The sequence below is a fragment of the Cystobacter fuscus genome, from assembly GCF_044360685.1.
Lineage (GTDB): Bacteria > Myxococcota > Myxococcia > Myxococcales > Myxococcaceae > Cystobacter > Cystobacter fuscus_C.
Genome location: NZ_CP043491.1, coordinates 11,214,511 through 11,235,130, shown reverse-complemented (window position 1 = coordinate 11,235,130; position 20,620 = coordinate 11,214,511). Strand labels below are relative to the sequence as shown.

Annotated in this window: 20 protein-coding genes; 8 read left to right on the top strand and 12 right to left on the bottom strand. The window is 69.2% G+C overall.

Annotated elements, in window-relative coordinates:
• Position 1 precedes the first annotated feature (1 nt).
• Together F0U63_RS45930 and F0U63_RS45925 are read right to left on the bottom strand one after the other, a co-directional pair.
• On the bottom strand, positions 2–1,366 hold the full coding sequence (locus F0U63_RS45930; protein WP_395841322.1) for a hypothetical protein: 1,365 nt from the start codon (positions 1,364–1,366) through the stop codon (positions 2–4).
• 127 nt (positions 1,367–1,493) lie between these two features.
• On the bottom strand, positions 1,494–4,049 hold the full coding sequence (locus tag F0U63_RS45925) for a M1 family aminopeptidase (protein ID WP_395841320.1): 2,556 nt from the start codon (positions 4,047–4,049) through the stop codon (positions 1,494–1,496).
• Positions 4,050–4,257: 208 nt separating this feature from the next.
• Here F0U63_RS45925 and F0U63_RS45920 point away from each other — a divergent pair, with 208 nt between their 5' ends.
• Positions 4,258–4,830: a HutD family protein gene (locus tag F0U63_RS45920; RefSeq protein WP_395841318.1), complete on the top strand. Its 573-nt coding sequence runs from the start codon at positions 4,258–4,260 to the stop codon at positions 4,828–4,830.
• A 79-nt stretch (positions 4,831–4,909) separates the two neighbouring features.
• Positions 4,910–6,199: an MFS transporter gene (locus F0U63_RS45915; protein WP_395841316.1), complete on the top strand. Its 1,290-nt coding sequence runs from the start codon at positions 4,910–4,912 to the stop codon at positions 6,197–6,199.
• On the opposite strand, the gene F0U63_RS45910 is transcribed toward F0U63_RS45915, so the two are convergent.
• Positions 6,193–7,905, bottom strand: a complete 1,713-nt coding sequence (locus F0U63_RS45910; protein ID WP_395841314.1) for a trehalase family glycosidase — start codon at positions 7,903–7,905, stop codon at positions 6,193–6,195. The two genes, F0U63_RS45915 and F0U63_RS45910, sit on opposite strands and share 7 nt — an antisense overlap.
• Before the next feature lie 98 nt (positions 7,906–8,003).
• On the opposite strand from F0U63_RS45910, the gene F0U63_RS45905 reads away from it, so the two are divergent.
• Positions 8,004–8,675 carry a hypothetical protein gene (locus F0U63_RS45905; RefSeq protein WP_395841312.1) on the top strand — a complete coding sequence of 224 codons (672 nt, stop codon included), beginning with the start codon at positions 8,004–8,006 and terminating at the stop codon, positions 8,673–8,675.
• Between the two features lie 10 nt (positions 8,676–8,685).
• On the opposite strand, the gene F0U63_RS45900 is transcribed toward F0U63_RS45905, so the two are convergent.
• A complete protein-coding gene (locus F0U63_RS45900; RefSeq protein ID WP_395841310.1) occupies positions 8,686–9,264 on the bottom strand; it encodes a hypothetical protein in 579 nt (192 codons plus the stop codon).
• Positions 9,264–10,022 carry a hypothetical protein gene (locus tag F0U63_RS45895; protein WP_395841308.1) on the bottom strand — a complete coding sequence of 253 codons (759 nt, stop codon included), beginning with the start codon at positions 10,020–10,022 and terminating at the stop codon, positions 9,264–9,266. Before F0U63_RS45895 ends, F0U63_RS45900 begins: the two co-directional genes overlap by 1 nt.
• Before the next feature lie 84 nt (positions 10,023–10,106).
• Between F0U63_RS45895 and F0U63_RS45890 the strand changes: the two genes are divergently transcribed.
• A complete protein-coding gene (locus F0U63_RS45890; RefSeq protein WP_395841306.1) occupies positions 10,107–11,525 on the top strand; it encodes a phosphatidylglycerol lysyltransferase domain-containing protein in 1,419 nt (472 codons plus the stop codon).
• Between the two features lie 6 nt (positions 11,526–11,531).
• Here F0U63_RS45890 and F0U63_RS45885 read toward each other — a convergent pair whose 3' ends face one another.
• The 4 genes from F0U63_RS45885 to F0U63_RS45870 all read right to left on the bottom strand — a co-directional run bounded on the left by F0U63_RS45885 (position 11,532) and on the right by F0U63_RS45870 (position 14,442).
• The gene (locus F0U63_RS45885; protein WP_002621976.1) at positions 11,532–11,771 is read right to left on the bottom strand and encodes a DUF2171 domain-containing protein; all 240 of its coding nucleotides are present in this window, start codon (positions 11,769–11,771) and stop codon (positions 11,532–11,534) included.
• Between the two features lie 109 nt (positions 11,772–11,880).
• A complete protein-coding gene (locus F0U63_RS45880; protein ID WP_002621977.1) occupies positions 11,881–12,915 on the bottom strand; it encodes a rod shape-determining protein in 1,035 nt (344 codons plus the stop codon).
• 186 nt (positions 12,916–13,101) lie between these two features.
• Positions 13,102–13,575, bottom strand: coding sequence for a hypothetical protein (locus F0U63_RS45875; protein ID WP_395841303.1), 474 nt, complete (start codon positions 13,573–13,575; stop codon positions 13,102–13,104).
• 147 nt (positions 13,576–13,722) lie between these two features.
• The gene (locus F0U63_RS45870; RefSeq protein ID WP_395841301.1) at positions 13,723–14,442 is read right to left on the bottom strand and encodes a glycosyltransferase family 2 protein; all 720 of its coding nucleotides are present in this window, start codon (positions 14,440–14,442) and stop codon (positions 13,723–13,725) included.
• Positions 14,443–14,544: 102 nt separating this feature from the next.
• Here F0U63_RS45870 and F0U63_RS45865 point away from each other — a divergent pair, with 102 nt between their 5' ends.
• Complete coding sequence (locus tag F0U63_RS45865) at positions 14,545–15,354, top strand: GNAT family N-acetyltransferase (protein ID WP_395841299.1); 810 nt, start codon at positions 14,545–14,547, stop codon at positions 15,352–15,354.
• Here F0U63_RS45865 and F0U63_RS45860 read toward each other — a convergent pair.
• Positions 15,344–16,255: an alpha/beta hydrolase gene (locus F0U63_RS45860; protein ID WP_395841297.1), complete on the bottom strand. Its 912-nt coding sequence runs from the start codon at positions 16,253–16,255 to the stop codon at positions 15,344–15,346. The genes F0U63_RS45865 and F0U63_RS45860 overlap by 11 nt on opposite strands.
• A 165-nt stretch (positions 16,256–16,420) precedes the next feature.
• Between F0U63_RS45860 and F0U63_RS45855 the strand changes: the two genes are divergently transcribed.
• From F0U63_RS45855 to F0U63_RS45845, 3 genes are all read left to right on the top strand, one after another.
• Complete coding sequence (locus tag F0U63_RS45855) at positions 16,421–17,176, top strand: tRNA(His) guanylyltransferase Thg1 family protein (protein WP_395841295.1); 756 nt, start codon at positions 16,421–16,423, stop codon at positions 17,174–17,176.
• A gap of 105 nt (positions 17,177–17,281) precedes the next feature.
• Positions 17,282–18,187 (top strand): LysR family transcriptional regulator, encoded by a 906-nt coding sequence (locus tag F0U63_RS45850; protein WP_395841293.1) that lies wholly within the window; start codon positions 17,282–17,284, stop codon positions 18,185–18,187.
• Positions 18,188–18,211: 24 nt separating this feature from the next.
• Positions 18,212–18,733 (top strand): GNAT family N-acetyltransferase, encoded by a 522-nt coding sequence (locus F0U63_RS45845; protein ID WP_395841291.1) that lies wholly within the window; start codon positions 18,212–18,214, stop codon positions 18,731–18,733.
• A gap of 3 nt (positions 18,734–18,736) precedes the next feature.
• On the opposite strand, the gene F0U63_RS45840 is transcribed toward F0U63_RS45845, so the two are convergent.
• Together F0U63_RS45840 and F0U63_RS45835 are read right to left on the bottom strand one after the other, a co-directional pair.
• Positions 18,737–19,684, bottom strand: coding sequence for a hypothetical protein (locus F0U63_RS45840; RefSeq protein WP_395841289.1), 948 nt, complete (start codon positions 19,682–19,684; stop codon positions 18,737–18,739).
• A gap of 69 nt (positions 19,685–19,753) precedes the next feature.
• Entirely contained in the window at positions 19,754–20,536 is a 783-nt protein-coding gene (locus tag F0U63_RS45835) for an SDR family NAD(P)-dependent oxidoreductase (RefSeq protein WP_395841287.1), read from the bottom strand.
• Positions 20,537–20,620 lie beyond the last annotated feature (84 nt).

The window sequence follows — 20,620 nt, the reverse complement described above, 5'->3', positions numbered from 1 at the left end:
CTTACGGTAGGGAAGGGTCGTTCGCGGAAGTCGAAGGGCTTGCGAGGGTGGGCATGAGTACCGGAGCCGTTGCCGCGCTACTCCGCGTGATTTGTCCGTAGAGCGGGTGGGAGGGAGTGACGAGGGCCGAATAGATCCGGCTGGTCCACTCCTTCGCACCACCCGCCTGGCTGAACTGCCCCTCCGTGGTCAGCTTGAGCGCAACACCAATCCAGCGCTGACCCTTCGTCCAGTCAATCTGGCTCAAGCGCTGGATGGCCGCTGACAGCGAAAGTGGGTTGCCCTGGGTCTTCTCATACAGGACCGCATGCCCCATCGCCCCCAGCGCGGCGAGCACCTGCGGGGTCGATGCAACGGAATTCCTGCTGGTCAGGTGGTCGCCCAGCGTCGTGGCAAGCGTTTCGGTCCAGTCGAGAGCTTTCTGGCGCAACCCATCCAGTTCGTCCGGATCCATGTCGTCGGGGATCTTCCCCTTCTGGAGTCCTCCCAGTCCGAGGCACAGACACGCGACATACTGAGACAGTGAGCCGAGAGTCAGCGGATGCTCGTCGGTCGCCTGACGCGCCTTCGGATGGAGCGACGCCTTGAGGGTGGGGAATCTCTGGAGGATGGAGTTCACCACCGAGATCATCGGATCATCGGAGTTGTTGATCGACAGACCCGAATGTTTGATGCCCTTGCGATTGCGCACCCAGAAGGAGTGTTTGGCCCAACTGAGCTGGGCCTCGAAATGCAGTTCCACGGTGATGGCCAGTACGTCCAGCCGCTGCTTCAGGCTCTTCAGCCTCTCCAGTTCGTGCGGATCCCCAGCACGCATCGCCTCGTGGCTCTGACTCGACAGCCGCTTGTACGTCTCGAAGAGAGCGGCGCACTGGGTCTCTGCATCGGTGTTGATGATGACGGAGCCAGGCATGAACCAGCAGGTGCACAGACCCAGAGAGCCCTCTCCCTCCGGCTCCTCTTCGATGTAACCACCCTTTTCGACATTGATGAGGCGCACGAGCACACTGTCCGGAGTGTAGAGACTCTGGGGCGGGAGCGAGTAGGGTTGCGCCGAGAGTGCCCGCCGCTCGATGTATTCGGAGAAGGATTGGACGTTCTGCACGCGAGCACCGACGAATTCGCGCTGCACCTCCTCACGTAGAACCTCGACGTCATCGTTGTCCAGGGTGAGAGAGAGGTTCTTGGAGCGCGAGGCCTTCTTGGCGGCCTTCTCCAGATCCATGGGGGACTGGTGGATGAACTGTGTACGGAACACCGTGAATGGAACGGAACCCACCACTTTGCAGTGGCTGCTATTCCTTTCCAGGCTTCCGTCCAGCCGGACACCCAGGCGGCGGACATTCATCGGATTGGGGGACGTCATCCGTGCCTTCTACGATCACGGTCCGTTCCGGAGGAATACGCCTCAAGAGGTAGGCTCTCATGTAAGAGCGCCCCGTGAAGCCGGGGCCTCACGGGGCGCTCAAGGAAACATCAGGGAAGACTGCCTGTCACTTCTGCTTCTGGAGCCACGCGCGCACCTCGGGCAGGGCGCGCTCGCGCAGCATCACGTCCTGCTCCAGCTTCTCGATCGTCTGGTTCATGGCCTGCTTGGCTTCCTCCACCGGGTGCGCCGTCAAGAGCTTGCGCACCTCGTCGAGCTGCTTGCGCTCGCGCAGCGCGCCCAGCGACTCCACCACCCGTCGCAGCAGCATGGGCGCCGCGCCCGTGCGCGCCAGCACGTCCTTCCAGCGCTTCTGCTTCTCCGCCCACCACGCGTCGCGGCCTGTGCGGTTGGCCATCAGCCCCGTGAGGAAGCTCGCCACGTCCTGCATCTTCACCTTCTCGCCGAAGAAGAGCTGCTGCGCGGCGGCCGCGAGCTGCGGATCCTCGAAGGCGGTGATGGCCATGAGGTAGCGCCGCTGCGTCGCCGGATCCGGCTCCACCGGCATCTTCTCGAGCAGCTTCTCGTACAGCGCCCGGTCGCCCTCGCGCGCCACCATGCTCACCGCCACGTCGAGCAGGTTGGGCTCCAGCGCGCTCGTGTCCCCGTTGAGCGCCCGCTCCACCCGGGGCCGCGCCTCGGCCAGCGCCTTGCGGCTGCGCGCCACGCCACCAATGGCCCGCACCAGCGCCGCGCGTCGCAGCTTCACCCGGTCCGTCTCTCCCGGCGCCGGATCCCACCCGAGCTTCTCGAGCCCCGCGCCCAGCAGCTTCTCCACCCACCGGCGGAAGCGCTCCTGGTCCTCGCCGTCCACCAGCCGGTTCTCCACGTACGAGAGCCGGCCCACCAGCTCGTCCAGCACCGCGTCGTCCTCCTCGTGGCCGAAGCGGCCCGCCAGGTCCAGGAACGCCGCCAGCGTCGCCTGCCCGCTGCGCGCCAGCGCCCACTGGTCCGCGAGCAGCGAGATGCGCTCGCTGGGCTCCAGCGCGTCCACGCTCGCCGACAGCCGCTCCAGCGCCCGCGCGTCGTACTGCACCCGGTAGAAGCCCGTGGAGTTCGCGTTGGCCACGAGCCACTTCACCTCGCCCGTGCTCTCCAGCTTCACCTCCGCGTGCGACTCGCGCAGCAACACCCGCTGCTCGCGCACTCCGCTCGCGTCCGCGTAGCGCAGCACCATGGGCACCGGCCAGTGCTCGTGGCTCTTCACCCCCGGCTCCGAGTAGTAGCGCTGCTGCGAGAGCTTCACCGTGCGGCCCTCCAGCGACACGCTCACCAGCGGGTAGCCGTTCTGGCCAATCCACGCGTTGGCCAGCTCCAGCACCGGCTGCGACGACGCGTTGGCGAGCGCCCGCCACAGGTCATCCGCCACCGCGTTGGAGCGCGCGTGCTTGCGCATGTACTGGCGCATGCCCTCGCGGAAGGCGTCCTCGCCGAGGAAGCCCTCGATCATCCGCAGCACCGCGCCGCCCTTCTCGTAGGTGATGAGATCGAAGCTCTCACCGGCCTCGTGCGCGTTGCGCACCTCCCCGCGGATGGGGTGTGTGGAGCGCAGCGCGTCCAGGTGCAGCGCCGCCGCCTTGCCCGCGTCGAAGTCCAGCCACACGCGCCACTCGGGCTTCCACGAGTCGACGATCTTGTACGCCATCCACGTGGCGAAGGCCTCGTTGAGCCAGAGGTCGTCCCACCACACCATCGTCACCCAGTTGCCGAACCACTGGTGCGCCAGCTCGTGCGTCACCACCTCGGCCACGCGCTTCTGCACCGACAGGGGCGCGGTGGCCGGGTCGAGCAGCAGGGCGATTTCCCGGTAGGTGATGAGGCCCGCGTTCTCCATGGCGCCGGCCTCGAAGTCGGGGATGCCCACCTGGTCCACCTTGCCGAAGGCATAGGGCAGGCCGAAGTAGGCCTGGAGCCGGGGCAGGGCCGCGAGCGCCGCGTCCTGGCCGAAGCGCGTGAGGTGCGCCTTCTCCGGCAGCGCCCAGGTGCGCACCGGAATCCCCTCCACCGTCTCCTCGATGGTGCCCACCAGCGGGCCCACCACGAGCGCCACCAGGTACGAGCTGAGCACCTCCGTCTCCTGGAAGTACAGCTTGCGCACGTGGCCGTCGGACTCCTCGCGCTCGAGCCGGCCGTTGCTCAGCGCCGTGAGGCCCACGGGTACCTGGACCGTGAGCGCCCAGCGCGCCTTGAAGGCCGGCTCGTCGAAGCACGGGAAGAGCCGCCGCGCATCCGCCGCCTCGAACTGCGTGGCCGCCACCTTGCCCGCCATGTACAGGCCGCGCAGGCCCTCGGTGAAGCGGCCCGTCCACGCCACGTCCAGCGCTCCGGCTCCCGCGGGCAACTGCTCCGGGAAGCGCAGCACCACCGTCTCGCTCTCCGGCGCCACGCGCACGTCGTTGCACACGCAGATGCGGCCATCGCTCGTGCGGAAGAGCACCTCGCCAATCTTCAGCGCGATGGCGTGCAGGATGATTTCGTCCGTGGGCCTCTCCAGCTCCAGCTCGATCGTCTGCACGCCCGTGAACGCGCGGGCCTCCAGGTCGAGCGTCAGGGTCGCCGCGTACCGGCGCGGGCGAACGGAGAGGGGAAGCCGGAAGTTCTTGTCTTGGGTCAGGTGAGCCATAGGCGCTGGCACTCTACCGGGAGCGCGAGCGCTTGCCGGGCCGGACGCGCATGCCTTTTCCCTCGGGCGTCCACCGGGTAACGGCTCCCCGTGCCACCCCTCCCGGCCCTTCGTTTCCCTGCTCACGCGAGAGGGTGTATGTCAGAAAACCACATTGTTCGAGCCAGGGCGGCGTGAGGTCATCGGCCGCGGCACGCGAGGGGTGACGATGAGACGATGGGGACCCACGGACTACCGCGACATGCCCTGGAAGAACGGGGGCGGCGTCACCCGGGAGCTGCTGAGGCTGCCGCATCCGAGGGAGCCGGAGCGCTTCCTCATGCGCCTGTCGATCGCCACGGTGGCCTCGTCGGGGCCGTTCTCCCTGTTCCCGGGGGTGGACCGGACGTTGCTCTTCCTCGAGGGCGAGGGCATGGCGCTGCGCCGGGAGGGAGCCCCCGAGGTGGTCCTCGGGCGGGGCAGTGCGCCGTTCCGCTTTCCGGGCGAGGTGCCCTTCGAGAGCCGGCTGCTTGGGGGGCCGGTGCGCGACTTCAACCTCATGGTGGACCGGGAGCTCGCCGAGGCCCGGTTCGACGTGGTGGAGCTGGCGGCGGGCGGCGAGCACTCCATCGAGGGCGTGGGGAGCGTGTGGCTGTACGGGCTTGAGGGGCGGGCGGAGGTGTCGGGCGAGCCACTGGCTGAGCAGGAGCTGCTCGGCTGGGAGGCCCCTGGGAGTCTCCGGGTGCGAGGCGTGGGAGCCTCACGCGTGGTGGTCATCCATCTCACCCCGCGAGGAGGGTGAGCCGCGAGCAGGGGCCTGCCCGCCCGACTGGGGATGACTGGCGACGAGGGGGGAGATTGCGTTAGAGCCCTCGGACCTCATGCCTTCGTCCGACACCCCCGAGCCCAGACCCTCCGTCTTCCGTCACCGTGACTTCCGCCTGTTCCAGCTCGCCCGCCTGTGCGCGGTGCTGGCGATGCAGGTCGAGTCGGTGGCCATCGGGTGGCAGGTGTACGAGCTGACGGGCAGCGCGCTGGCGCTGGGCTACACAGGCCTCGCGCAGTTCCTTCCCTTCCTGATCTTCGCGCTGGTGGGCGGACAGGTGGCGGACCGGGTGGACCGGCGCGCCATCCTCGTGGTGTGCCAGAGCGTCATGCTGCTGTGCAGCTTGATGTTGCTGTCCTTCACGATGGGCCACGTGCGGGATGTGCGCTTCGTGTATGGCGTGCTGGTGCTCTTCGGGACGGCGCGGGCCTTCTACTCGCCCGCGAGCTCGGCACTCGTGCCCCGCCTGGTGCCCGCCGAGGATCTCCCGCGCGCGGTGGCCCTCAACTCGACGACGTGGCAGGTGGCCACCATCGCGGGTCCCGCCGTGGGCGGCGTCCTCTACGGCTGGGCGGGAGCCATGGGGGCCTATGTGGGCTCCGCCTCGCTGTGCGCGCTCACCGTGGTGTGGATGCTGTTGCTGAAGGTCCGCACGGGCCGCTCCTCGAGCGAGCCCTTCTCGATGAAGACGTTGCTGGCGGGCTTCCACTTCGTGCGCCGTCAGCGGCTGCTGCTCGGCAGCATCACCCTGGATCTGTTCGCGGTGTTGCTGGGGGGCGCGGTGGCGCTGCTGCCCATCTACGCGCAGGACGTGCTGCACACCGGGCCCTGGGGCCTGGGGCTGTTGCGCAGCGCGCCCGCGGTGGGGGCGGCGGTGGTGGCGCTCCTGCTGGCCTCGCGTCCGCTGGGGGGCCGGGCGGGGTGGAAGATGTTCATCGGGGTGGCCATCTTCGGCGTGGCGACGCTCGTCTTCGGACTGAGCCACTCGCTGCCGCTGTCCGTGGTGGCCCTGGCGGTGGCGGGGGCGGCGGACATGGTGAGCGTGGTGGTGCGCGGCACGGTCGAGATGCTGGCCACGCCGGACGACATGCGCGGCCGAGTGGGCGCGGTGAACATGATCTGCATCGGCGCCTCCAACGAGCTGGGCGAGTTCCGCGCCGGCTCCTTCGCCGAGTACATGGGCGCGGAGAAGGCGGTGGTGTCCGGAGCGGTGGGCACGCTGGTGGTGGTGGTGCTGTGGGCCTGGGGCTTCCCCGAGCTGCGGCGGGTGGACCACCTGGAGACCGCGGCGCGCGAGCCCCAGCCGTCCGAGCCCGAGCCCCTGGCGGCGCAGTCGGCTCACTGAGCCGGAGGCCGCGGGGACGGTGAAGCGGGCCGAGCCGGGGGCGTGGGCTCACGGCGCAGGCCGTGCCACAGCTCCAGGAAGACGCCGTTGGTCCAGCCGAAGCCGATGACGTTGTGCGCGTAGCCCGCGGTGACCTGCACCTCGGTGGTGCGCTTCACCACGTCGTACTTCTCGCGCAGGTTGCCCTCGCGGTGGAAGTTCTCGGCGACCATGTCGAGGAACTTCCGGGACAGGCGATCCGCGTCGGTGTCATGGCCATGGCGGCGCAGGCCCTCGACGGCGAGGAGCTGGACGGGGGCCCAGCCGTAGGGCAGGTCCCACTGGGCCGACGTCCGCTCGCGGCTCATCGCGAGCCCTCCGGCCCGCTCGAAGTCCGGGAGGTGGGCGGCCACGGCGCGCGCCTGCTCGGGTGAGGCCAGTCCCGCCCAGAGCGGGTAGAAGGTCGTCGCGTACTCGTAGGTGGAGCGCTGGCGCTTCTCGACGTCGTAGTCGAAGTACATGCCCCGCTCGGCGTCCCAGAGGTAGCGGTCCACCAGTGCCCGGCGCTTCGTGGCGCGCTCGTGCCAGACGCGGGCCTCGGTGTCACGGCCGAGCAGCGTGCTGATGCGCTCCAGGTCCGTCTCCGCCTTGTACAGCAGGCTGTTGAGGTCCACCGCGGCGTAGTGGTGCGTGCGCGCGCTGAAGGGCCCGAAGCGGAAGGAGATGTCGAAGCCGGACTCGCGCATGGCGCGATCGCCCCGGTAGAAGTCCTCGGTGAGGGTGACGGCGCCCTGGGTGGTGCAGGTCGTGGCGCCGGGGTCGCGCTGGCACACCTGGGTGAGGAACACGGGGGCCGTCGTGCTCGGTGAGACGGCGTCCCGGTCCACCTCGCGCAGGAAGGGCCTTCCCTCCTCGGGGTGGCGCGTGAAGTAGCTCACCACGTCGCGGTAGTAGCGGGCCTGGTCCACGGCGAGCTCGGGCACCGGCCCCTCGTTGAAGTCGAAGTAGCGCGACAGGCCCGTGTCACCCGCCAGGTGCGCCTCACCCACCCACAGCGCATGGTCGCGCACGAGGAAGGGCCAGGCCTCGGTGAGCCAGGCGCGGCCCTCGTCCTCCGGCAGCGTCCGGTGGATCTCCATCACCATGGAGGTGAGGAAGGGCGGCTGGGAGCGGGACAGGAAGTAGGTGCGGTTGGCGTTGAGCAGCGCGCCGTAGTGTTGGAGCTCGAAGAAGAAGTTGCGCACCATGCCCTGGGCCAGCTCCCGCCGTCCGTCGCGCAACAGCCCCCGGATGATGAAGTAGCTGTCCCAGCCATACATCTCGTTGAACATGCCGCCGGGCACCACATAGGGGTGCTCGAGGTAGAGCAGTCCCTGGGTCTCCAACGCGCGCACGTCCACCTGTCCCGCTCCGGTGAGCTCCTCGGGCAGGCGGTGGATCTCCACCTTCGGGCACTTCTGGCGCAGCCGCTGGACGATGGCGGGCTCGGGCAGCTCCCGGGGCAGATAGAGCACGGCGCGGCCCGCGACCTTGGGGTCCGCGAACACCTCACAGGACTCGAGCGAGCGCGTGAGCGCGTCCCAGGTGCGCGCGATGTAGCCGCGCACGTCGGCATGCTCGGCGGCGGGCACTGGAGTGGGGGCGGGTGCCGCGCTCGCGGAGAGGGCCAGCGAGACGAGCAGCCCCGTCACCCACGGAGCACTCCTGGAGCGTCGAGCGGTGGCCATCGGTCCTCCCGGGCCCGTGCGTGACGGGCGGGCCAAGGGGGCAACGCTCGCCATCCCCGTGCGGGCGCGCAATGGGACGGTGGTGTAGAAGAACGTTCATGCCGCCCCCCGCGCCGCTCGTCTTCCTCCAGGACTCCGCCCTTCCCGAGGCCCACTTCCAGCGCCTGTGGCGGCGGGTGCGCGCGCTGGGCCGCGAGCGGTTGCGACAGACCTACCAGACGACCTTCTGGTTCGACCTGGGCGAGCCCACCAACCTCGTGGAGGAGGCCATCCTCGCGCTGCGCCCGCGCGTGCCGGTGCGCCGGGGGCTGGCGGGGGTGGAGTGGTGGTTGTCGCGCATGTACACCACGGACGTGCAGGTGGACTTCCATCAGGACCGCGACGAGAAGCTCGCCCTGAAGGGAGGGCCGCTCGTGCATCCGCGCTTCACCTCGCTGCTGTTCATGAACCGGGTGCGGGGTGGGGCGCTCGCGGTGACGCGGGCGCTGCCGTGCGAGGACAACCCGTCGCTCGCGCCCGACACGGACGAGTTCGATCTGGTGAGGCCCCGGCCCAACCGCTTCACGTGCTTCCGGGGCAATCTCACCCATGGCGTGCTGGACGCCCGCAACCAGATTCCCGACGGGAAGCTGCCGGGGACGTCGCGCCTGCGGGTGACGCTGGTGATGAACTGGTGGCACCAGCGTCCCACGGACCTGCCGACCTTCGCCGAGTCGCGCGCGTACCGCTCGCTCGCGCTGCCCGCCAGGCGTCCGGCGGGAGCGCGGTGAGAGCCGGGTTCTAGAGACCGGTGATGCCCAGCGCGCCCTCGAGGCCGTTGAAGTTCTTCTCCACGAGGACATGGAGGATGGCGTTATCCAGGCGGATCACCACGGGCAGGCCCCCGGGGCCGGGAGTCGCGTTGGAGATGGTGTTGCTCACGATGAACCAGATGCGCGGCTGGCGCACGGCCTTGAGGAACGTCTCCGAGCTGGGGATGGTGGTGTCCGTGCGCGAGTTGGGCCCGTAGGTGGCCGACAGCAGCTTCTGGCAATCGGCGAAGTACGGGGGCAGGTTGCGCGGGGTGTAGAAGTTGGGCTGATCCGGCGTGGCGGTGCCCGTGAGGGACAGGCACGCGGACGCGTTCAGCGTGAAGATGTTCGACGGGTTGACCACGGTCAGGGTGGCGGTCACTTCCTTCACGAGGACCGCGAGATCCTGCGTGTCCGCGGGCAGGTCGATGGCCACCTCGGCATAGGTGGGCTCGATGACGGAGTTGACCGGAATCTCCGTGGAGATGGGATCCGAGTCGAGGGCCACCTCGGCGGAGCACGCGGTGACCAGCGGGAGGCAGAGCAGGGCAAGAGCGAGGCGGTTCATTAGAAGGTCAGGGACAGGTCGAAGGCGGGGAGGAAGGGAACGCGGCCCTCGTTGTAGGGCAGCAGGGGCTCGGTGACGTCGACGTACGCGAGGCCGAGCGACACACCGAGCGTCGGGCCGCCGTAGCGCAGACCGAAGGCGCCGCGCAGGGGCCTGCCCTCGGAGAAACGGACACCGAGCTCGCCGACGGCGGACAGGTTGCCGATGATGTTGAACACCACCGCGCCGGTCACCGTGGTGAGGGTGTGCTGGTAGATGTAGTGGCGCACCTCGCCCTGCACCAGGAAGCGTCCGAGCACGATGCCGTAGAGCGCATAGAAGTTGGGTCCGCTGAAGTTCACGTCGACGCGCTGGATTTCGGGCACCTGCTCGCTGAGGGTGTTGGACAGCGTCTTGCCGCCGAGGAACCACGTGTAGCGCCCGCCGATGACGAAGCGGTGGATGCCCCACTCGGCGCCCCAGCGCACGCCCACGTTGGCGGCGGTGGCGATGTCCGCCAGCAGCGAGGTGTCCACGGCGATACCCAGGGCCAGGGGGATGGCGGTGCGCTGCAGGCCGATGGTCAGGTGCTTGATGGGCGCGGCCTCATCGCTGGACAGCAGGCGCGCGTTGCCGGCGTGGGGGAAGAGGCGCGTGTCCTCCTCGATTTCGTCGTCGGCGCGGGCCGCGCTCAGGGGAACGAGCGCGGTGAGCGCCCAGAGCGCGAGCCCCGCCGCCAGCGGGCGGCGCAGAGCGGAGAATACATGTCGAGGTGTCAACCCAACTCACTCCTTGCAGGGATGGGAGGGGATTTATCTACCGCGCCGCTCCGCGCCGTGTCACTTCAATGAGGGGCCGAGTGGGTGTTCGCCGACAGGGGCGTGCTCGGACCTGGACCCACACGCGAGTACGGCATGGCCATGAACGGGGAAGGCGGGGAGAAGTCTCGAGTCCTGGAGTTGTTGCGGCGTCACGGTTGGAACACCACGTCCTTCCAGGTGTTGGAGCCCGGGTACGCGTACTGGTTCGACGGGGACGACGCGTGCGTGGCCTACGTGGACACGGGGAGCGCGTGGGTGGTGGCGGGGGCGCCCATCGCCTCCACGGAGCGGCTCGCCGAGGTGTCCGAGCGCTTCGCGACGCACGCGGCGGCGAAGGGCCGGCGGGTGTGTTTCTTCGCCATCGAGACACGGTTGTTACACGCCACGCCGCTCGCGTCCCTACTCATCGGTGAGCAGCCGGTGTGGGACCCTCGACGGTGGGAGGAGTGCCTGCGCGACAGCCGCCACCTGCGCGAGCAGCTGCGCCGCGCGAGGGCCAAGGGCGTGCGCGTGCGGGTGGTGGACGTGGCGGAGGTGCGCGAGCCCACGAGCCCGGTGCGCGTGGCGATGGAGCGGTTGATGGCGCGCTGGCTGGAGTCGCGGCGGATGGCGCCCATGGGCTTCCTGGTGCAGCTGTCTCCCTTCGATCGGCCCGAGGAGCGGCGCTGCCTCGTGGCGGAGCGGGACGGGGAGGTGATGGCCTTCCTGTCGGCCATCCCCGTGTACGCGCGCGAGGGCTGGTTCGTGCAGCACCTGCTGCGCGACAAGCGGGCGCCCAATGGCACCGTGGAGTTGTTGGTGGATGGGCTGATGCGCGCCGCGGCGGCCGAGGGCCGGAGCTTCCTGACATTGGGCCTGGCACCGTTGTCAGGCGAGGTGGCCGGGGTGCTGCGGCTGGCGCGCCGGCTGGGCAAGCCCCTCTATGACTTCGAGGGCCTGCGAGCCTTCAAGTCCCGGTTGCGCCCCCATTCGTGGGACCCCGTCTTCCTGGCGTGGCCCCGGACGCGAGGTCCCGTGCTCGCGGTGTTCGACTCCCTCGAGGCCTTCGCCCAGGGCAGCCTGCTGCGCTTCGGTGCGAGGAGCCTGCTGGAGCATCCCCTGCTGCTCATCTGGCTGACCGCGGTGCTGCTGGTGCCCTGGACGGTGCTGCTCGCGCTGCCCATTACCACGAGCCACTTCCCCTCCTGGCACGTCCAGGCCGCCTGGGTGCTCTTCGACGTGGGGCTGACGGTGGCGCTCTTCTCGCTCGTGCGGCGCTGGCGCCGGGGGCTCGCCACCCTGCTGGCCTGGGTCATCACCGGCGACGCGAGCCTCACCCTGCTCGAGGCCCTGCTCTACAACCTGCCGCGCGCCGAGGGCTGGGGCGACTGGCTGGTCATGGTCGTTGCGGTGATGGCTCCGTCGCTGGCGGCGGCCCTGCTCTTCTGGGCGCGCGGACACCGGACACTTCAGCGTCCCTGAGGGGTCTCACGCCCGGCGGGGCGGAGGCTCTTCCTCGGGGGGCAAGGGGGGATGCGTCGGCGTGAGGTAGATGTCCGCGCCCTGGACACGCGCGACACGGTGGAACTGCACCGCGTATTCCCGGCGGGCGGGCGAGCCCTGTCCGAGCTCGAAGTGGGTGGTCCCCACGTTCTCCACCGTCCCGAGCTTGCGCCCGGTCCCGTCGCGCACCGTCATTCCCTCGTGGATTTCTCCAGGGTCGATCATCCTCCGCTCCTCTCGTGTGTGTGGCTGGACCCAAGAGATGAACACGGTGGAGTCCATCCACCCACGGCGCCTGCCCGTCCGGCTGGTGCTGGAGGGCAGGGAGGGCGGCCTAGCCCGGCTGGCAGACCTGCCGGAGGATGTCGAGCGTCTCCAGCGCCTTGCCCGCGCCCATCACCACCGCGGACAGGGGATCCTCGGCGAGGAACACCGGCAGACCCGTCTCCTCGCGCAGGAGCGTGTCGAGGTTCTTGAGCAGCGCGCCACCACCGGCGAGCACGATGCCGCGGTCGGCGATGTCGCCGGCGAGCTCCGGCGGGGTGCGCTCGAGCGTGAGCTTCACCGCCTCGACGATGCCGTTGACGGGCTCGGCGAGCGCGTCACGCACCTCGTCGCTGCTCACCGTGAGCGTGCGCGGAACGCCGGCCACCAGGTCGCGACCCTTGATCTCCATGGTCATGACCTCCTCGGTGGGGTACGCGGTGCCGATGCCCATCTTGATGAGCTCCGCGGTGCGCTCGCCGATGAGCAGGTTGTACTTGCGCTTGACGTACTGGATGATCGCCTCGTCCAGCTTGTCGCCGCCGATGCGCACGCTCTTGGCGAACACGATGCCGGCGAGGCTGATGACGGCCACGTCGGAGGTGCCGCCGCCGATGTCGACGATCATGTTGCCGCTGGGCTCGGTGACCGGCAGGCCCGCGCCGATGGCGGCCGCCATGGGCTGCTCGATGAGGTACACCTCGCGGGCGCCGGCGTTGGCGGCGGCCTCGCGCACCGCGCGGCGCTCCACCTCGGTGATGCCCGAGGGAATGCCGATGACGATGCGCGGGGAGACGAGCGACTTGCGGTTGTGCGCCGTCTGGATGAAGTAGCGCAACATCGCCGCGGTGATCTCGAAGTCGGCGATGACGCCGTCCTTCATCGGGCGGATGGCCACGATATTGCCCGGGGTCCGACCGAGCATCTCCTTGGCCTCCTTGCCGACGGCGAGCACCTTCTTGCCGCCGCGCGCGTCCTGCTGGACGGCCACCACGGAGGGCTCGTTGGACACGATGCCCTGGCCGCGGATGTAGATGAGCGTGTTGGCCGTGCCCAGGTCGATGGCGAGGTCACGCGAGAAGAGAGTGTGGAGCCAGTCGAACATACGGGGGCGGGAACTTTCCGGACTACGTCGTCAATTCCCACGGAACAGTGGGATCGCGCGGCAACCTACTACGCAGCCCCCGTTGCAGAAAGAAAAGGCAACGTCAAGCCCGGGGCCCGGCCGCAGAGCGTCCAACCCCGGAACCTTTTACTCCAGGTTTCCTTATCTGTCGGATTTTTTACGGATTCACGCGAGTGAGGGCTGGTCGGCCTCGGGGAGGGGGCGGCCGGAGAGGGCGGCAGCCCCAGGGCCCTGGAGGGTGGAGTTCGAGCCCGGGGTCTCGAGCGCGGGAGGGGCGCCAGGTGCGTGGCGCAGGGCCTCGCGGGTGACGAGCAGGAAGGCCTCGTGCATGGGCTCGAAGAGCAGGGCGGTGGCGTACCAGAAGGGAGCGTAGTCCAGGCGGATGAGCCCCTTCACGCTCCAGCCCTTGTCGTCGTAGTCCCAGGGGCAGCGGCCAAGCCCCTTGCGCAAGAGCCAGCCGCTGACGAACTCCGCGCCGAAGATGACGGCGGTGTAGGCGAGCGCCCGCAAGGGCCGGGAGAGGGAGCGCAGCCGCTGTTGGAGGGACTCCAGGCCCAGGGCCGTGGCGCCGTAGATGGGGTGCATCCACAGGTAGGTCTTCGCCGTGCCGCTCCGGTCCCCCTTCAGGGCGTTCTCCATGCCGGTGAAGCACACCTCCAGCACCCAACCCGCGCAGCCATAGAGGACGTATCGAGGTAGCACGCCCCGAAGTTGGGGATGCCCGTCATGCCGGGCACTGGGACCGCGGAACGGGCCGCCATGAAGCCCGTGGTCCCGGTGGGCGGCTCAGCGCTTGAGGGCGTACTTCCCGATGGCGTAGAGCGCTCGCACGCCATCCTTCCAGCCAATCTTCTTGCCCTCCTCGTAGGTACGCCCGTGGTAGCTGATGGGCACCTCGAAGACGCGCCAGCCGCCGCGAGCCACCTTGGCGGTGATCTCCGGCTCGAAACCGAAGCGGTCCTCCTCCACGGTGACGGAGCGGATGACCTCGGTGCGGAAGGCCTTGTAGCAGGTCTCCATGTCGGTGAGGTTCAGGTTGCTCGTCATGTTGCTCAACGTGGTGAGCAGGTTGTTGATGACCGAGTGCCAGAAGTAGAGGACGCGCCGGGGCGTGCCGGTGAAGCGGCTGCCGAAGACGACGTCCGCCTCGCCATCGATGATGGGCTGGAGCACGCGGGGGATGTCGCGCGGGTCGTACTCGAGGTCCGCGTCCTGCACGATGATGATGTCCCCGGTGGACTCGGCGAAGCCGCGCCGCAGGGCCGCGCCCTTGCCCTGGTTCTTCTCCTGCAGGAGCACGCGCACCTCGTTGCGGTTCTTCGGGGTGCCGCCCACGACCGCGATGCCCTCGGTGGTCAGACGCTGGAGCAACTCGCGGCTGCCGTCACGCGAGCAGTCGTCCACGAGGACGAGCTCCTTCGGGAAGTCCACCGCGGTGACACGGCGGATGATTTCGGCGAGCGTGGCGATCTCGTTGTAGACGGGGATGACGACGGAGACGAGCATGGCGAGTGGCGCTCTAACCGATTTCCGGGCTCCGCGCGACTCTTCGTTCTCCCCCCGGCCCGGGAAGTGAGACACCCGGCGCCCGCTGTCCGAGGATTCGCCATGAGCCCACTCATCGATCGCCTGCAGTCGTACATGCGCCGTGCCGCCGCGCAACGCTACGAGTCGCTCTGCGTGCCCCCCTTCACGGTGTTCCTCCACGCCTTCGATCCGCTCATCTATTTCAACTACGCCATTCCGGATGGGCCCCTCACCGGGGACGTGCGCGAGCCCTTGCGGCGGCTCCGGGAGGAGTTCCAGCGGAGGGGAAGGGTGCCGCGCTTCGAGTACGTCTCCGAGCTGGCCCCGGGCCTGGCGGACACGCTGCGGGCCGCCGGTTTCCGCCAGGAGGCCGAGGCCCGGGTGATGGTCTGCACGCCCGAGACCTTCACGCCCGTGGCGGTGCCGGAGGGACTCATGTTGTCGGTCCTCACGTCCAGCTCCTCGCGTGAGGAGGTGCGCGCGTACTGCACCACCGCGCGGCGGGGCTTCTCTCCGGACGAGCCCTACGAGGCCTCCGAGGAGGAGGTTTCCAAGACACTGGAGGAGCTCGCGAAGGGCAGGGCGATGGTGGGGCGGGTGGAGGGAGCGCCCGCCGTGGTGGGCATGTTCACGCCGCCCTCCGAGGGCATCGCCGAACTCGGCGGGGTGGCGACGCTCGCGCACTTCCGCAAGCGGGGGCTTGGCACCGCGCTGACGTCCCGGCTCGCCCAGGAGGCCTTCGCGCGGGGCGTGGACATGTTGTTCCTGAGCACCATCACCGAGGAGGCCGGCCGCATCTACGAGCGGGTGGGCTTCCGGTTCGCCACGCGGATGCTCTTCATGGTCGAGGGCTCGCACCCGGAAGGGGCGGTGCTGCCCGTCACGGGTTGAGGCGGCGAGGTGGGTTGGGGTGGAGCCTCGAGGCGCTCACGAAGTCGAGGAGGAGCTGCTGGTAGCGCTCGGGCTCGGAGTCCCGGAGCGTTCCATGGCGGCCCTCGCGGAACACCTCCAGCCGTGCATGGGAGGAGATGCGTCCCGCGAGATCCTCCACCTCGTCCAGATGGGCGTGGCGGTCCCTTGCCCCGGCCAGGAACAGCACGGGAACGTCCTGGGGAATGCCGGTCACGTGGTCGAGCGGGCGGATCCGCTCCGCGGACAGGGGCAGGAAGGCGTCTCCGAAGAGCCACATGCCGTGGAACGCCAGTCGGTCGAACCCCGGTGGCAGGTTGCTCTTCAGCCGGTTGCTCACGGCGGTGCGCAGGTCCCTATAGGGCGACTCGAGCACGTAGCCCTGAACGCGGGAGCCCACCTCCCGTGAGGCGAAGATGGCGGCAGCCGCCCCGAGCGAGGTGCCGAACACGATCCTCGGGCGATCCGGCGCCTCACGCTCGAGGAAGGCAATGCCGGCGAGCACGTCTTGACGGGCACTCCAGCCGAAGTCATTCACCTCACCCTCGGAATCCCCATGGGTGCGCAGGCTGAGGGCCAGCACGCAGTGCCCCCGTCCAGAGAACTCCTCGAGGAGGGAGCGCAGCGAGGTGCGAGAGCCCCCGTTGCCATGCAACATCAGCACGCAGGGCGCGCCGGGCTCTCCCCGCACCAGCCAGGCTCCGACTTTGATGCCATCGGCCACGATGAGGCGATGCTCCTCGACGCTACCTTGGGCGAGCGCCGGAGCTGGTTCGGGGAAGAGGGGCCGGGCCCGGCGCGTAAGCCGCCACGTCATCAGCGCGCCGGAGACCGCCCAGCCCATGCCCAGGAGGGCGAGCACGAGCACGATGTGGCGGAACACCCGAGCGCGAAGGGCTGGCTGGAGCACGGAGACAGACCGTACCCCAGTCCGGCACTTCCTCCGCAAGTGGAGCGGGGGCCGTGGTCGGGAAAGGCTTCTGCGTGCGCCAGTTCGTTCCGTAGAGTCGCCGGGTCTTCCTGTAGGACAAAGACTGGAGGATGGAAGATGGACCCAGGTGACTTCGAGTCCCGGATGCGCGAGGGCGAGTTCTTCCACTCGTTGCGGCTGCTGCGCGGGGCGTGGTGCGTGGTGCGGGTGGATGGCCGGGGGTTCTCGCGCTTCACCGAGACGCACTACGACAAGCCCTTCGACGTCCGGATGCACGAGCAGATGGTGCGGACGGCCTCGGCGCTGCTGGAGGAGTTGCAGGGCCTCTACGCCTATACGGAGAGCGATGAGGTCTCCATCCTCTTCCGGCCGGAGTGGTCGCTCTACGACCGGGAGGTGGAGAAGCTGGTGTCGCTCAGCGCGGGCCTGGCCAGCGCCACCTTCACGCACGCGGCGGGAGTGCCGGCCGTGTTCGACAGCCGGGTGTGGCTGGGCGTGAACGAGGACGCGGTGCTGGACTACTTCCGCTGGCGTCAGTCGGACGCGACCCGGTGCGCGCTCAATGGCTGGTGCTACTGGACGCTGCGCAAGGAGGGCCAGAGCGCGGCGCAGGCCTCGCGGGCCCTGCACGGCCAGTCCGTGGGTTTCAAGAACGAGCTGCTCTTCCAGCGCGGCATCAACTTCAACGAGCTGCCACCCTGGCAGCGGCGTGGCTCGGGCGTGGTGTGGGAGCAGTACGAGAAGGAGGGCGTCAATCCCGTCACGGGCCAGACGGTGCGCTCCACGCGCCGCAGGTTGCGCGTGGACCAGGAGCTTCCGATGAAGGACGCCTACGACGCCTATCTCCGCGAGCGGATGCGCCCCGAGTCCTGACCTCTTGTTTGCCTTGGCCGCACGAGGTGCAGGGGCGCTCCGCACTTGATAACCCGGCGGAGCACCCCATGATCTTTGAAGCGGTTTCACGGATGGGGAAGGCGAATGGACAATCGCGCGGGCGAGATGCAGGTGTTCGTGCGCGTCGTGGAGGCGGGGAGCTTCTCCGAGGCGGCGCGGCAGATGATGATGACTCCCTCCACGGTCAGCAAGCTCATTGGCCGCATCGAGGCGCGGCTGGGCGTGCGTCTCATCGAGCGCTCCACGCGCCGTCTTTCCCTCACCAACGAGGGGCAGGTCTACTACGAGCGCAGCACGTCGTTGCTCGGCGAGCTCGACGACATCGAGAAGGACCTGTCCCACGGGGCGCAGCACGCGAGCGGCACGGTGCGGGTCAACGCCTCGGTCGCCTTCGGCGTGTACGGGGTGGAGCCGTTGCTGCCCGCCTTCTGGGCGGCGCATCCCCACATCCTCGTCGACCTGTCGCTCTCCGATGAGATCGTCGACCTCTATCTGGACCGCACCGACGTGGCCTTCCGCGTGGGTGCCCTGGAGTCCTCCAGTCTGATCGCGCGCAGGATTGGCACCGCGCGACGCAAGATCGTGGCCGCACCCGCCTATCTCGAGCGGCACGGGGTGCCCCGCACGATCGACGATCTCGATCACCACAACTGCCTGGGCTTCAACTTCCGCCGGTCCGCGCCTGTCTGGCCACTCAGGCAAGGCGGGCGCATCGTCGACCGGATCGTCGGGGGCAACCTGCTCGCCAACAACGGCGAGACGGTCCGGCGGATGGCCATCGCGGGGGTCGGGCTCGCCCGGCTCGCTGATTTCCATGTGGCGGCGGACCTCGCCGCGGGCCGGTTGGTCGAGGTATTGGTCAGAGATGGCACGGGCGACGCGGAGGAAGTCCACGCGCTGCATCTCGGAGGGCAGCGCGTGCCCCGGCGGGTGCGTGCCTTCCTCGACTTCATGGTCCCCCGTCTCCAGGCCTTCATGAAGGGGAGCTGACGGGCGGCGTGCTAGGAAGGGCGCATGACCGTCCTCTTCCGTGCCGCGGACCTCCTCGCCGAGCGCGTGGCCGACGCCGACGTGGAGTGCTTGCAACCGTTGCTCGAACATTGCGAGGACTACCACCAGGTCGTCTATGGCCGGCCCGCCACCGAGGACGAAGCACGCCGGATGCCCTCCGAGCGTCCTCCAGGCCTGACGCCGGAGCAGCCCCACCTGATGGCCTTGCGCGACACGCACGGCCGGAGCGTCGGAGTCCTCGAGGGATTGAGGGACTACCCCTCGCCCGGTGAGTGGTACCTGGGGTTGCTGTTGCTGTCGCCCGAGGTGCGAGGCCAGGGGCGGGGCGAGGCCGTGCTCCGGGCCTATGTGGACTGGGTGCGAGCCGAGGGTGGCCGGCTGCTCAGGCTGGCGGCGGTGGAACAGAATGAAGCGGGCCGCCGCTTCTGGGCGCGCATGGGCTTCCGGGAGGAGAAGTGGGTGGGTCCCCTGGAGCAGGGGCTGCGCATGAACCGCCTGGTGCGCATGACGATGACGCTGGGCTGAGGGTCAGGAGGCCCGCGCGGGGTTCCCGCCCCCGGTGTAATAGACGGGGAGCACGAAGGTGATGTCCAGGTCCGCGCCGGACACCTCGCTGGAGAGCTTGAGCTCCCAGTGGCAGCTGCGCGCGGCGTGGAGCGCCGTCGAGTGCTCGGGCCCGCCCTCGGACAGCTCGAGGGGAAGGGCGAGTGCCTTGCCCTCGCGCAAGGCCGCCGCGTCCACGGTGTACGCGTGCGAGTGCGCGATGTGGATCACCGACTGGGTGCACTGGCTGTCGCCGGAGCCCGTCGTCTCCGCCCACTCCCGGATGCACCGCAGCTCGACCTTCACGTTCGACAGGTGGGCGAGGCTCGGCCGGGCCTCCAGGTGCACCTGGCACTGGGAGCCGAGTTCCAGGGGTACTCCAGGCAGGTGCAGGCGCATCCGGCCAGAGCGCAGCAGGGCGAGGGTGGCGCGCACCGTGGGCCCGAGCACCCTCGTGAAGATGATGACGTCGAAGGCGAGCAGGACGAGGCCCAGCATCGCACCGGGCAACACATGCCCCCGGCTGAAGGCCTGACTGTAGAGCAGCCAATGAACGACGGCGAGGATCGCCAGGAGGATGAGGCTGACGGGCCAGGAGACCAGGAGCTGGGTCAACCGCTGGTCGTACAACTCGCGCCGCCAGGAGTGGTCCCAGAGCCAGGGTTCATACGGATGCTTCTGCGAGCGCATGACCCGCAGGCCCCAGTGGCCCAGCGAGAGGAGCGCGGACAGGTAGGCGAGTGCGCCGACCGCGGCGAAAGGCATACCGGTGCCGTGGAACCAGGCGAAGCTCTCGTCGTCCAGGCCCAGGTAGCGCGCGCCCAGGGGCGACAACACCACGGCGCCCGCCCATCGGGGAAGGGAAGCCGGCCGGGCCTCGGTGAGAACCGGAGCGGAGGTTTCCCGTGAGGTGGCCGACAGCGGAGGGCTCATGGCCGGCAGCTTAACGCCCGGCCCGGCAGGAGAGCCATCCCGCCCCCCCGGGGTGGAGACGGTGGCGGTTCACAGTCCCGCCATGACTCCCCCATCCACCGTCATCACACAGCCATTCACGTACGAGGCCTCTTCCGACAGCAGCCAGGTGATGGCCCTGCCGCACTCCTCCGGCGCTCCCAGGCGCCCCATGGGAATCCTCGCCAGGTAGTACTGCTCCTCCGCCTTCTTGGGGTCCCCCGGAGACATCTTCTCCAGGAGCGTCTCCAGCATGGGCGTGCGGTGCGCCCCGGGGCACACCACGTTCACCCGGATGCCCTGCCGCGCGAACTCCATGGCCGCCGTCTTGCTCAGCCCATGCATGCCGTGCTTCGCCGCCGTGTACGCCGACCCCATCGGCGTCCCCGCCAGCCCGTTGATGGACGACACGTTGACGATCGCCCCGCCTCCCGCTCGCAACATCTCGGGGATCTCGTACTTCATGCACAGCCAGACGCCCTTGAGGTCCACCCCGAGGATGCGGTCGAACTCCTCCTCTGGCAGCTCCGTCAGCGGCACCAGCATCATGTCCGCCAGCGCCGCGTTGTTCACCGCCACGTCCAGCCGCCCCCACTTCTCCACCACCGTGCCCACCATGCGCCGGATGTCCTCGCTTCGCCCCATGTCCGCTGGCACGTAGAGCGCCTCCAGCCCCTCCTCCCGCAGGGCCCGCGCCGCCGCCTCGCCCCGCTCCTTCCCCCTGCCCACCAGCGCCACCTTCGCCCCCGCCCGTCCCAGCTCCCTCGCCGCCGCCAGCCCGATTCCCGAGCTTCCCCCCGTCACCAGTGCCACCTTGCCCGTGAGTCCCTTCATCGGAGTGCCTCCTTGTTCCCAGCTTGGGTGCGCCACCACCCTAGCCGCCCCACCTCCGGCCACGGCTCATGACGAGGAGGTTGG

What these genes read in the sequence shown, in the direction of transcription:
- F0U63_RS45870 (WP_395841301.1), bottom strand. Translation starts at nt 14,442, where the DNA reads ATGCTCGTCTCCGTCGTCATCCCCGTCTACAACGAGATCGCCACGCTC.
- F0U63_RS45845 (WP_395841291.1), top strand. Translation starts at nt 18,212, where the DNA reads ATGACCGTCCTCTTCCGTGCCGCGGACCTCCTCGCCGAGCGCGTGGCC.
- F0U63_RS45925 (WP_395841320.1), bottom strand. Translation starts at nt 4,049, where the DNA reads ATGGCTCACCTGACCCAAGACAAGAACTTCCGGCTTCCCCTCTCCGTT.
- F0U63_RS45855 (WP_395841295.1), top strand. Translation starts at nt 16,421, where the DNA reads ATGGACCCAGGTGACTTCGAGTCCCGGATGCGCGAGGGCGAGTTCTTC.
- F0U63_RS45865 (WP_395841299.1), top strand. Translation starts at nt 14,545, where the DNA reads ATGAGCCCACTCATCGATCGCCTGCAGTCGTACATGCGCCGTGCCGCC.
- F0U63_RS45840 (WP_395841289.1), bottom strand. Translation starts at nt 19,684, where the DNA reads ATGAGCCCTCCGCTGTCGGCCACCTCACGGGAAACCTCCGCTCCGGTT.
- F0U63_RS45930 (WP_395841322.1), bottom strand. Translation starts at nt 1,366, where the DNA reads ATGACGTCCCCCAATCCGATGAATGTCCGCCGCCTGGGTGTCCGGCTG.
- F0U63_RS45915 (WP_395841316.1), top strand. Translation starts at nt 4,910, where the DNA reads ATGCCTTCGTCCGACACCCCCGAGCCCAGACCCTCCGTCTTCCGTCAC.
- F0U63_RS45885 (WP_002621976.1), bottom strand. Translation starts at nt 11,771, where the DNA reads ATGATCGACCCTGGAGAAATCCACGAGGGAATGACGGTGCGCGACGGG.
- F0U63_RS45905 (WP_395841312.1), top strand. Translation starts at nt 8,004, where the DNA reads ATGCCGCCCCCCGCGCCGCTCGTCTTCCTCCAGGACTCCGCCCTTCCC.
- F0U63_RS45850 (WP_395841293.1), top strand. Translation starts at nt 17,282, where the DNA reads ATGGACAATCGCGCGGGCGAGATGCAGGTGTTCGTGCGCGTCGTGGAG.
- F0U63_RS45900 (WP_395841310.1), bottom strand. Translation starts at nt 9,264, where the DNA reads ATGAACCGCCTCGCTCTTGCCCTGCTCTGCCTCCCGCTGGTCACCGCG.
- F0U63_RS45920 (WP_395841318.1), top strand. Translation starts at nt 4,258, where the DNA reads ATGAGACGATGGGGACCCACGGACTACCGCGACATGCCCTGGAAGAAC.
- F0U63_RS45910 (WP_395841314.1), bottom strand. Translation starts at nt 7,905, where the DNA reads ATGGCCACCGCTCGACGCTCCAGGAGTGCTCCGTGGGTGACGGGGCTG.
- F0U63_RS45880 (WP_002621977.1), bottom strand. Translation starts at nt 12,915, where the DNA reads ATGTTCGACTGGCTCCACACTCTCTTCTCGCGTGACCTCGCCATCGAC.
- F0U63_RS45875 (WP_395841303.1), bottom strand. Translation starts at nt 13,575, where the DNA reads ATGGAGAACGCCCTGAAGGGGGACCGGAGCGGCACGGCGAAGACCTAC.
- F0U63_RS45835 (WP_395841287.1), bottom strand. Translation starts at nt 20,536, where the DNA reads ATGAAGGGACTCACGGGCAAGGTGGCACTGGTGACGGGGGGAAGCTCG.